General features: G+C 41.8%; 9 protein-coding genes. 4 read left to right on the top strand and 5 right to left on the bottom strand.

All coding sequences use genetic code 11. The annotated features are described in order from the left end of the window. Positions 1-2: 2 nt before the first annotated feature. The 3 genes from BWD42_RS14300 to BWD42_RS14290 all read right to left on the bottom strand — a co-directional run bounded on the left by BWD42_RS14300 (position 3) and on the right by BWD42_RS14290 (position 3097). Positions 3-419, bottom strand: a complete 417-nt coding sequence (locus BWD42_RS14300; RefSeq protein WP_077437087.1) for an OsmC family protein — start codon at positions 417-419, stop codon at positions 3-5. Between the two features lie 115 nt (positions 420-534). Then, positions 535-1845 carry an SGNH/GDSL hydrolase family protein gene (locus BWD42_RS14295; protein ID WP_077437086.1) on the bottom strand — a complete coding sequence of 437 codons (1311 nt, stop codon included), beginning with the start codon at positions 1843-1845 and terminating at the stop codon, positions 535-537. Between the two features lie 25 nt (positions 1846-1870). Then, positions 1871-3097 carry an OmpP1/FadL family transporter gene (locus tag BWD42_RS14290; RefSeq protein ID WP_077437085.1) on the bottom strand — a complete coding sequence of 409 codons (1227 nt, stop codon included), beginning with the start codon at positions 3095-3097 and terminating at the stop codon, positions 1871-1873. 152 nt (positions 3098-3249) lie between these two features. Here BWD42_RS14290 and tpx point away from each other — a divergent pair, with 152 nt between their 5' ends. After that, a complete protein-coding gene (tpx, locus tag BWD42_RS14285; RefSeq protein ID WP_077437084.1) occupies positions 3250-3750 on the top strand; it encodes a thiol peroxidase in 501 nt (166 codons plus the stop codon). A gap of 82 nt (positions 3751-3832) precedes the next feature. Here the strand turns inward: tpx and BWD42_RS14280 are convergent, their stop codons facing one another. Beyond that, a complete protein-coding gene (locus tag BWD42_RS14280; protein ID WP_077437083.1) occupies positions 3833-5008 on the bottom strand; it encodes a trans-sulfuration enzyme family protein in 1176 nt (391 codons plus the stop codon). Between the two features lie 64 nt (positions 5009-5072). Here BWD42_RS14280 and BWD42_RS14275 point away from each other — a divergent pair, with 64 nt between their 5' ends. After that, a complete protein-coding gene (locus BWD42_RS14275; RefSeq protein WP_077437082.1) occupies positions 5073-5825 on the top strand; it encodes a hypothetical protein in 753 nt (250 codons plus the stop codon). A 63-nt stretch (positions 5826-5888) separates the two neighbouring features. Here BWD42_RS14275 and BWD42_RS14270 read toward each other — a convergent pair whose 3' ends face one another. After that, a complete protein-coding gene (locus tag BWD42_RS14270) occupies positions 5889-6377 on the bottom strand; it encodes an META domain-containing protein (RefSeq protein WP_175992067.1) in 489 nt (162 codons plus the stop codon). 415 nt (positions 6378-6792) lie between these two features. Here BWD42_RS14270 and BWD42_RS14260 point away from each other — a divergent pair, with 415 nt between their 5' ends. Further along, on the top strand, positions 6793-8676 hold the full coding sequence (locus BWD42_RS14260) for an alpha-L-fucosidase (RefSeq protein WP_077437079.1): 1884 nt from the start codon (positions 6793-6795) through the stop codon (positions 8674-8676). After that, positions 8666-11005 (top strand): glycosyl hydrolase family 95 catalytic domain-containing protein, encoded by a 2340-nt coding sequence (locus BWD42_RS14255; RefSeq protein WP_077437078.1) that lies wholly within the window; start codon positions 8666-8668, stop codon positions 11003-11005. Before BWD42_RS14260 ends, BWD42_RS14255 begins: the two co-directional genes overlap by 11 nt. The last annotated feature ends 3 nt before the right edge of the window (positions 11006-11008 follow it).

Genomic DNA, 11008 nt, shown 5'->3' with positions numbered 1-11008 from the left:
TCTTAGTTTATTTTTAGCGAATAAGTGATGTTGATGCCACCTGCTGCAAGCATGTCATGTACTGAACAATATTTTTTCACAGCAAGCTCCGCCGCTTTTGCCGCCTTTACTTCATCAATTTCCCCTTTGAGAAAAAAGTTGATATGAATATCCGTAAACACTTGGGGCACTTCTTCACGGCGCTTTCCTTCTACTTCCACCTGAACATCATCAATTTGCTGACGTTGTTTTACCAAGATGCTATGCAGGTCAAAAACGCTGCAAGAACCCAATGCCATCAATACCAATTCCATGGGGCGAACACCTTTTCCTTCACCACCGATTGCTTCAGAACCATCGATATTCACTTTGACGGAAGATAATTCGCTGCTGGCTTCGAAATGCACAGCCTGGTTGACACGGTTTAATTTGACTTTCATAATACTTTTTGTATTTATTTAAACATTGGCGCTATTCCGGTAGCCAACGTAGTACAAATATACGAAAAAGGCAGACGTATATTCGTCTGCCTTTTGTCAGTATGTTGATGCTGGTTTATTTTGTTGCAGGAGCAGTATCCGGCATTTTTACACCACGATATTTGGCCACATCTACCTGTGGAATCTTCGAACCATATTTTGAATTAATGGCGCTGATGAAAATATTAGCCATTAAAGCATTTCCTATCGGCGTGAGGTGAATCCCGTCCAATGAAAATGCATTTCCTGTGATATATTTAGCGCTGACCGCCAAACCATTGATACGGACACCGTCTTTGACATTATTTAAGAATGCATGCACATCCGCTAATGCCAGGTTTTTTGATGCCGCTGCTGCCTTAATCGCTTCGTTATACTCATTGATCCGTTGAACCACTGTTTCCGTTTCACTGACATCCAGTACATATTTGTCCTCCACAGGATTCAAAGGGTGTAGACCATAAGGAATTTGGGCTGCATTTGGCTTGCCTAATAATCCTGTTGAAGAAAATGGAAGCACAAAATAATCTTTATCGGTTGCCGCCCGAGGGCCTGATTTTGTAGCAATATAGATATTGGTTACCGGAGTTGGTGGTTTTGTCGCATTGACTGCCGCCAGTAGAGCCGTACGGGTTACCGTTGTAAAATATGGAGTTGCTGTTACGTCCGGAATAGTCGCAAGAACACCTTTTCTGTCACCCGTCGTTAATGCGGTTACGTAGTTGCCTAACAAAGTTTTGAAGAGAGCCGTTTCGGTGAGCTTAGATGTTGGTCCGTCTTCCACTCCACCATTTGTGGCCCAACCAAGTGCATCGTTATTTCCAAGCGCAAAGCTAAAGAAAGTATGGCTCTGTGCCGTCGAATAAGCAAAATAGGTCTTCATGGCGTCTGCATCGGGTAATAAACGCTCAAAATACATATTTCCTGCCTGAGAGCCCACGCCAGCTGCAAAAGCCATATCCATCCGCATTCCAGGTACACCTAGATTATTGATCGGATCGGTATATTTTGTCAATAGTTTTGGCGAGGCCGAACGATAGGCTAATTTGTCCGTTACCTGTGCAGTTACGGGTTGCCCATTGACTAATCCTGTCAGTGTAATATAGCCCGACCCATTGGCTTGCGCATCACTAAAGAATGGTGATTTAAATTCGCCGCCACCTACTTGTTTCAATTGCTCTGCAATTAGGTTGGGGTAGGCTACTTTTTGTCCTTCCAGGTAAAGACCGCCATCGGCATAACCAGCGGCCAGGGAATTACCGATAGCAACATATTTTGAGAAATTGACCGAGCCTGCCGAAGCCTGATACTCGTCTAAAGTTGGTTTACAGGAAGCGATAGATAGAAGTACTAACGCCGCACCTATATAAAATTTATTTGTTTTCATCTTAATCAAATTTGGCTGTTAATAATTACCATTTATAGCTTACGCCAATACCGGGTGCAAAAATATTTGTTGAATAGGTACCTGAAAGGTGGCTATCAATGTTGGTAGACTTGCGCGGCAAGATACGTTGATAAGCAAACGAACCGGTGATGTCAAATTTGGGCGAAGGTTTTATCGTAAGACCCCCGGAGACAAGATATCTGGTATTATCAGGAGTTTCGGGATAGACATAGGCACTCTGTTGTACCGGAGTTGCGATATATCCACCACCTACACGTAATTGTAATTTTTCAGAAGCGATGTATTCCAGACCGGCTTTGATGGAGCCTGCTTTGTCATAATTTTTAGGTGAATGTGTATCTTTTAGTACCGGAGTATTTTCTTTATAATCGAAATCCAGTGCCTTATAGATGTCATAGTTAATCATGGTTGCATCGATCGCCATTTTAAATTTCTCGGAGAGTGGGAAAGCCATGCCGACTGCGAATGTAGATGGCAATGGTAGCTCCGCACTGAATGTATTACCGGCAGGGAAATTACTGGCCACAGCTGCTGGAACTTCAAATATAGCATCACCATCTTTAAGTTTTGTGACTACTTTCGAACGATAGCTTACGGATATCGCAAATTCGTCTTCCAGGTGGTAGTGGATACCCACGTTATACCCTGTACCTGTACCTGTACCTTTTAAGGTTGCTAGACCGGCGCGGCCATCTGGATAGAAGACTGGAATGGAATTTTCCAGATCTACTGTACCTATATTATAAACAAAACCACCCCCGACACTAAAGTTTTCGGTAAGTTTGAAACTGACAGTAGGCTGAATATAGATTGCACGTAGTGCTAAACTCACCAAACTAAACTTGCCGACCCATTCTTTACCCCAGTCGACAGCTCCACCATAGGGTGTATAAACCCCGATACCAGCTTTCCACCAAGAATTTTTAGGCCCAATTGCCGCAAATAACGAAAAAGGTGTGGAAATCTGATTTCTGGTATGGTAAACAACCGTACTTCCAGTCTCCTGAAATGCAGATTTGTACATCACAGCATTTCCAGCAACCGAAATCGCATTATGATCCATCTTTGCTAAAGCACCCGGACTGTAGAAAATGGAAGATTCATCTATAAAGTAAGCAGATCCTGCTCCCCCCATTCCGACAGCTTTGGGGCTTTGTAGATTCACCTGTGATCCTTGTGCAAACAGGAGTGATGGACTTGCACAAAGTATTGAGAATAATAATTTCTTCATACTAGTGTTTATTGTTGGTTAACGTTCCTCTTTAATTTAAAATACAATGCTAACATAATAAATGTTTGGCTAATATTAATAAATGTTGTGTAATATTTTTTTTGCTCGTACCTTTAAAAGCAAAGAAACTAAAAATTAAACAATTATATATTATGGCTACAATCACTTTTAAGGGCAATCCAGTGAATACAAAAGGCAGTTTACCTCAAGTTGGTGCACAAGCGCCTGATTTTAAATTGACTGCAGGAGATCTTTCGGATAAGTCACTTGCGGATTTTAAAGGGAAAAAAATTGTGTTAAATATTTTTCCTAGTGTGGACACCGGAACCTGTGCCGCATCGGTACGTGCATTTAACAAAGAAGCGTCCCAGTTGGACAATACAGTTGTATTATGTATATCGAAAGATTTGCCGTTTGCACAGGGTCGTTTTTGCGCAGCCGAAGGTTTGAGCAATGTGGTGACCTTATCAGAATATAAAGATTCGAATTTCTCTGATGCTTATCAATTGGCAATTGCTGATGGACCATTAGCAGGACTATTGAGCCGTGTTGTGATCACCTTGGACGAGAATGGTAAAGTTTTGTACGAAGAGCAAGTTGCCGAGATTGCCGATGAGCCGAACTATGCTGCAGCTATTGCTTCATTGAACTAAATAGGGGATAACCAAAATCTCATATCTATATATTCAATACACTAAAGACCAAAAACTAAAAAAGCGTGCTTAGCACGCTTTTTTAGTTTTTGGTCTTTTCTAAAGCCTGTAAGATATCGTTGATAATATCTTCCTGGTCCTCTAAGCCAACCGACAATCGGATACTGCCCGGTTGTATACCTAAGTTCAGACGCTCATCTTCGGACAACTTGGAGTGCGTCGTGGACGCTGGATGGGTCGCAATAGATCTGGAGTCACCTAAGTTGGAAGTATATAAAATCATCTCCAAGTGGTCAACAAAAGCTTTTGCCCGTTCAAATCCACCCTTGACAACCAATGTAACAATACCACCACCTGCTTTCATCTGTTTCTTAGCCAGCTCATATTGTGGATGGCTCGGTAGAAAAGGGTATTTTACATCTTCAATCTCCGGATGATTTTCCAATGCCTGCGCCAATGCCAATGCGTTGGAACAATGACGATCCATACGGATACCCAAGGTATCCAGACTTTTGGAAATAATCCAGGCATTAAATGGTGACAATGCCGGGCCTGTATGACGGATAAAGAACATCAACTTTTCAATCAGTTCCTGTTTTCCAACCACAATACCCCCCAAAACACGTCCCTGTCCATCCATATATTTGGTCGCCGAATGGATGACTAGGTCAAATCCATACTGAATCGGTTTCTGAAGATATGGTGTTGCAAAACAGTTGTCGATCGAAAGAATAATATTCGGATATTTTTCCTTGAATTTGCCCAACCATTCTAAATCAACCAATTCCAATCCGGGATTGGACGGGGATTCCAAAAATATAATTTTCGTATTGGGTTGTATGGCCTTTTCCCACTCCTCAGGATTAGCTGCATCCACATAGGTTGTGGTAACGCCCCAACGCGGAAAAAGTTCCGTAAATAACTGATGGGTAGAGCCAAATATCGCACGTGAAGAAACAATATGGTCTCCACTTTCGATAATTGCAGCAAAGGATGCGAATACTGCAGCCATACCCGATGCGAAAGATAAGCCGGCTTCAGCACCCTCCATAATACAGACCTTGTTGATGAACTCCGACGTATTCGGATTGGCATAGCGGGAATAAATCATTGCATCTTCTTCGCCTGCAAAGACCGCCCGACCCTGTTCAGCGCTGTCGAAGATAAAACTTGATGTGAGGTATAAAGGAGTCGAATGTTCGCGAAGTGCTGAACGATCGACCTGTTCACGTATGATTTTAGATTGATCTTTTTTCATGATGTGTAAAGTTACGAGATGAAATTTTTAAATTCGTATAATTACCAATGAAATGACCCATTTTATGAAAAAAATCTGGCTATTTTTTTTCTCAGGAATTTTATTCCTTTCTTTTTCCTGTTCGAAAGATGAAAAATTACTCTCCGATCAGGGACTCAAAGAAATACCAGTGTTTTTGTTGAGCCCCGATTTTCTATCTAACTATAATTTTTATCCGCTTGATCATACGCTAAAACTGGCGTACAAAGACCACCAGCTTTCTCGAATTACCGGTGGCTTTTTGCCTATTCCCGGAGCAAATGGGACGCGTAACGATTTTACAGATATTATCTATTGGATTATTAGTATTTCTGGGGATCGGGTTAAATTGGAAAAAAAGAGCTCCGATAAGGGAGTTTCATTTGATGAAAGACATGAGTTACGCTATCAAAATAAGTTGATCACTGAAAGAAGAATCATACGGGGAGATCAACCAATTAGCATATATAAATATGAATATAAGAATAACCTCTTGAAAAAAGAATATTACTATTTAGGGGATCAATTGCCACTTGAGAAAACGTTCTATTTTAATGCGAGCAAAAATTTAGATAGCATTGTGTATAAATACCCCTATAGTGCTTCTAAAATAATTGACATATTTACTAATTATGATCGGAAACCAAATAAATTAATGGGCCTTTTGGTGTTAGAAGAATTTTTGCCAAGAGCGCTCTCGGTAAACAATTATTTGGAAATGAATAGAGTATATGTTGATGAGGAAGGGGTTCGAAGCCCTTCTGGGGACAGAAGATGGGATGCTAAGCTTTTCAATTAATGGCGAACCTAAATAAAATAGGCCGATAAATAGATCGGCCTATTCATTTAATTGGGTGTTTCCTTATTTTTTTACGAACTGCATCACGACGATATCGCCAGAAATAAATGTTAACTCATTATCTCTAACATCGAAGTTTGTTGTAGATTTTAAGCCATTCATAAATTCATTGTAAGCTGCGTTTTCACAGTGCATCATCGTAGAGACCAATTTATCACCGATTTTAATGGAATTGCCTTTTTCACTTTCGTACGTACCACCGATACCGTTACAGCCGTTGTTACCTTCTACTTTATGATCTTTGCTTGTGAAAGTCAATGTTGGGATTTTGTCTTTATACAATTCTTTAAGGGCTTTTCCTGCGGTCTCAGGTGTGGTAATGGATTTAAGTTCCCAAGTTCCTTCCAGAGAAGCGTTATCCACTACGCTTGGCTTTTGAACCGTAGTTGCGGTATCACCAGCGGCGGTTGCCTCAGATTTTTTTCCTGTTGTGTTACATGCAACAGTTGAAAATGCCATTGCAACTGCTAAAATCATTAAATTTACTTTCATAATCATTTCTAATAATATATAAACATTCCTTTTTCTGCACTACAACTTATAATTATCATGCCAATCTTGTCCCAAGAGCATAACATCACCTGCTGTAGCGCAGCTAACTTCTTTATCCTCTATTAATAACAGATCTGTGTTTTTTGTTTGTACTTCAACAAATAAATAAGTTCCTTTTGGCCGGATTATACTAAAAAATGCACAGGCATAATACCACAGAAGACCATTTGCTGTTCTAAGCAAATGTTTTAAATCAATCGATTGATATGGCTTAATAAGGCCAATTTCCGCTTTTAAAATATTTTTGGCGTTTTTCGATCATGCTTCTGTACGCAAATGTTACATAGATAAATTTATAAAACTTCTTATATTAGGGCTTTACAACCTAATTTTCTAGTACTTATTAATAAAGAATATGTTCACAATCTTGTTATCTTCCATCTTACTTTCCAGCGGTACGGTAGCCAAACCGGATACGTTAAAACCCTATGGAGCTTTGCCTACCGAACGCCAATTAAAATGGCAGGAGATGGAAACCTACTGCTTGATCCATTATACACCAACGACTTTTCAAAATAAAGAATGGGGTTATGGTGATGCGCAGCCTGCTTTGTTTAATCCCTCGGCATTTAATGCAAATCAGATTGCCAAAGCAGCGGCGGATGGAGGTTTCAGAGGTCTGATCAGTGTCGCCAAACATCATGATGGATTTTGTTTATGGCCAACCAAAACAACCTCCTATAGCATTGCTTCCTCTCCCTGGAAGAATGGCAAAGGGGATATGGTGAAGGAATTTATGGAAGCGACACATCGCAATGGAATGAAGTTTGGAGTATACCTGTCCGCTTGGGACCGTCATGATGAACATTATGGTACACCTGCTTATGCCAATGCTTATAGAGAACAGTTGACCGAATTGATGAGCAATTATGGTCCTTTGTTCACTTCCTGGCATGATGGCGCCAATGGCGGCGATGGCTACTACGGCGGGCATGAAGGGAAACGGATCATTGACCGGACCACCTATTATGAGTGGCATGAGAAAACTTGGCCAATCGTGCGTAAGCTTCAACCTAACGCGGTAATATTCTCCGATATTGGTCCTGATATGCGCTGGGTAGGTAATGAACATGGTTTTGCTGCTGAAACCTCATGGGCGACATTTACACCCATAGGACTCAATGGTAAAGTAGCGGTCCCCGGAGCGACCGAATCGCATAATGCCGAATCGGGTGACCGGAATGGGAAATATTGGATTCCCGCAGAATGTGATGTGCCTCAACGTCCGGGATGGTTCTATCACGAGGAGCAGAATAGCCGTGTAAAAACACCCAACCAATTATTCGAAATTTATCTTAAGTCTGTGGGACGTGGGGCCTGTATGAATCTTGGTCTAGCACCGATGCCTTCCGGTACGCTACATGATAATGATGTGAAATCTTTACAAGCTTTTGGTAAAAAGGTCAAGGAAACTTTCCGTACCAATCTGGCAAAAGGTGCACGCATTACTGCTTCAAATACGCGTAACAATGATTCGAAAACATATGCAACCGCACTGATTACCGATAACGACCGCTACAGTTACTGGGCTACCGATGATACAAAAACTTCGGCTACACTCGAAATTAAACTCAAGTCGACAGCAACATTCGACCTTATCCAATTGCGTGAAAATATCAAACTTGGACAACGAATTGACAGCGTTGTCGTGGAACAATGGAGCGACAATACCTGGAAACCATTGGCCAAAGCGACCAGTATCGGCGCCAATCGCTTGATCAAGCTAGAACAGCCAGTGACAACGTCGGGCTTACGCCTACATATTTATGCTCCTGTAGCAATTACGTTGAGTGACTTTGGGTTATTCAAAGAATTTGATGAATCCTTTGCCTTCGATACAAAAGAACTTAAAAAGCAAACTGGCTTTAAATTAAAAACGGGAGCATCAAATAATACAGCACATATGACTGATGGCAACCCAAATACCTTTGCAACGGTAGGTGATCAAGGCGTTTTGGTCATTGAAACAAATGGGACAGTCTCCGGTATTGGTTTTCTTCCGCGCCAAGATAAAAAGACAGACGGTATTCCGACGAAATACAAGATCTCTACCAGTGTAGATGGTAAAAAATGGACAAGCGCAAAAGAAGGCGAGTTCTCCAATATCAAAGCAAACCCAATTTTACAACAGGTATTTTTTGAAACGAATAAGAATGCCAAGTTTATCAAATTTGAACCAAAGCAATTTATTGAAGGGAATGAGCTGACAATTGCCGAGCTTGAACTTTATGAGAAATAAAATTTTAATCCTTTTCGTGGTCTGCATCTGTCAGACCACGCTTTTGTGTGCACAACAAAAACCGCTCAGTCTTTGGTATAATAAACCTGCCCAAATCTGGGAAGAAACCCTGCCGCTAGGCAATGGACTAATTGGTATGATGCCTGATGGCAATCCAACACGGGAAAAAATTGTACTGAATGAGATCAGTATGTGGTCTGGAAGTCCGGAAGATCCCAATAATTATGAGGCGCATAAAAATGTTGATGCCATACAGGCTTTATTGAAGGCAGGGAAAAATGACGAAGCCGAAAAATTGGTCAATGAAACATTTGTTACCAAAGGCAAAGGTTCTGGCTTTGGAAATGGCGCAAATGTTCCTTTTGGCTGTTATCAGGTACTGGGAGATCTGCTCTTGCAATATCAATTACCGTCTTCTTCCATTAAGGACTATACCAGGTCATTGGATTTGACTACGGCGACTGCTCAGACTTCTTTTCGTGCCGGAACCACAAAAATTCAGCGTAACTACTATACCTCCTTTGACAAAAATGTCGGGGTTATTCAATTAAATCAAAACGGAAATGCCAGGCAGACGGTCGGTATTTCTTTCGAACGGAAGGAAAATATAGACCGTTACACCCTGCTGGATGATGGTATTTCGGTTGAGGGGTCTTTACCGGACGGAAAAGGAGGCAAGAATCTAAGATTTGTCGCCTTGTTAAAAGTACAGGGCAAAAATCTCCGCGTGGACAACAAAGATCAGGTGCTGGAAGTTTCGGCCACAGGAAATCTGTCGATTTATCTGACAGCCACTACATCCTATTATGGCCCCGATCCGCTGACAACGGCCAAAGCGGCTATTGCTGGCATACAAGGCTCCAGTTTGGCCCAAATGTTCCGTAACCATGTGAGAGCTTATCAAAATATTTTTAATCGGGTTGAGCTTAATCTTTTCGGCAACCCTGCAAATACTGATATTCCGACAAACGAAAGGATAGCTAATTTTTATAAAAACCCAACACAGGATCCAGATTTAGCAACTCTCTATTATCAGTACGGCCGTTATTTGAATATTTCAAGTTCGGCGCCGAAAAATGCAAATGCGCTTCCGCCAAACTTACAGGGATTATGGGCCAATCAGATCCAGACTCCTTGGAATGGGGACTATCATCTAAATATCAATGCGCAGATGAATCACTGGGGGGTTGAGGTAAACAACCTAAGTGAGTATCATCGACCTTTTATTGAGCTGATAAAGCGGGTCGCAAAAACAGGAGAGCAAACCGCAAAAGCGTATTACAACGCGCCGGGATGGGTTGTTTATATGATGACTAATATCTGGGGCTATTCAGCACCGGGTGAACAGGCTTCCTGGGGATCCAGTACCGCCTCGGGTTGGTTATGCAACCATCTTTGGGAGCATTATCTTTTTACTGCTGACCGGGGATATCTGAAAGAAATCTACCCGATACTTAAAGGTGCTGCAGAATTTTATGACCATACCTTGGTGCAAGATCCAAAAACGGGCTGGTGGGTAACTTCCCCCTCTGTTTCACCGGAAAATTCGTTTCGGATGTCCAATGGAAAGGTAGCATCGGTGGTAATGGGCCCCACGATTGACAATCAGATTGTACGTGAATTATATCAGGCCCTGATTCAGGCAGATTCTATTTTGGCTATCAAAGATAGTTTTGTGGCTAGCTTGAAAGAAAAATTAAAGGAGATTCCACCAGCGGTGGTGATCAGTAAATCCGGACGTGTAATGGAATGGCTTGAAGATTATCAAGAGACTGATCCTAAACATCGTCATGTATCCCATTTATATGGTCTATATCCTGCGGCATTTATCTCTCCACAGACTACGCCGGACTGGGCCGACGCTGCCCGAAAGACATTGGCTGTAAGAGGAGATGAAGGGACAGGATGGTCGAGAGGCTGGAAAATATTGTTCTGGGCAAGGTTACAGGATGGTGATCATGCGCTGGAAATCCTTCGTCAATTGCTCAAACCAGCCTTTACCAGTGAAACAACCTATCAGGGCGTAGGCGCTGGTACCTATCCCAACTTATTCTGTGCACATCCACCATTTCAGATCGATGGCAACTTTGGAGGTGCTGCTGGCATTGCGGAGATGTTGATCCAAAGTCACAATGGCTATATTCACCTACTGCCAGCTTTGCCCAAAGCTTGGTCTAAAGGGCAGGTCAAAGGCTTGAAGGCCAGAGGAAATTATACGGTTGATATGAGCTGGGAGAATGGGAAAATTGTCAGACTTAAAATAAAAGGAGAAAAAGGGAATGTTCGCATATTTGAAAATGGAGCTTATAAGGACTATCAGGTCCGTTAGTTA

Source organism: Sphingobacterium sp. CZ-UAM (assembly GCF_002000245.1).
Classification (GTDB): domain Bacteria; phylum Bacteroidota; class Bacteroidia; order Sphingobacteriales; family Sphingobacteriaceae; genus Sphingobacterium.
Note: the sequence above shows the minus strand (reverse complement) of the source record. Positions and strands in the feature narration are given on the sequence as shown.

Coding starts and splice junctions, on each gene's coding strand:
- BWD42_RS14270 (WP_175992067.1), bottom strand. CDS start 6,377: ATGAAAGTAAATTTAATGATTTTAGCAGTTGCAATGGCATTTTCAACT.
- BWD42_RS14295 (WP_077437086.1), bottom strand. CDS start 1,845: ATGAAAACAAATAAATTTTATATAGGTGCGGCGTTAGTACTTCTATCT.
- BWD42_RS14280 (WP_077437083.1), bottom strand. CDS start 5,008: ATGAAAAAAGATCAATCTAAAATCATACGTGAACAGGTCGATCGTTCA.
- tpx (WP_077437084.1), top strand. CDS start 3,250: ATGGCTACAATCACTTTTAAGGGCAATCCAGTGAATACAAAAGGCAGT.
- BWD42_RS14255 (WP_077437078.1), top strand. CDS start 8,666: ATGAGAAATAAAATTTTAATCCTTTTCGTGGTCTGCATCTGTCAGACC.
- BWD42_RS14260 (WP_077437079.1), top strand. CDS start 6,793: ATGTTCACAATCTTGTTATCTTCCATCTTACTTTCCAGCGGTACGGTA.
- BWD42_RS14275 (WP_077437082.1), top strand. CDS start 5,073: ATGAAAAAAATCTGGCTATTTTTTTTCTCAGGAATTTTATTCCTTTCT.
- BWD42_RS14290 (WP_077437085.1), bottom strand. CDS start 3,097: ATGAAGAAATTATTATTCTCAATACTTTGTGCAAGTCCATCACTCCTG.
- BWD42_RS14300 (WP_077437087.1), bottom strand. CDS start 419: ATGAAAGTCAAATTAAACCGTGTCAACCAGGCTGTGCATTTCGAAGCC.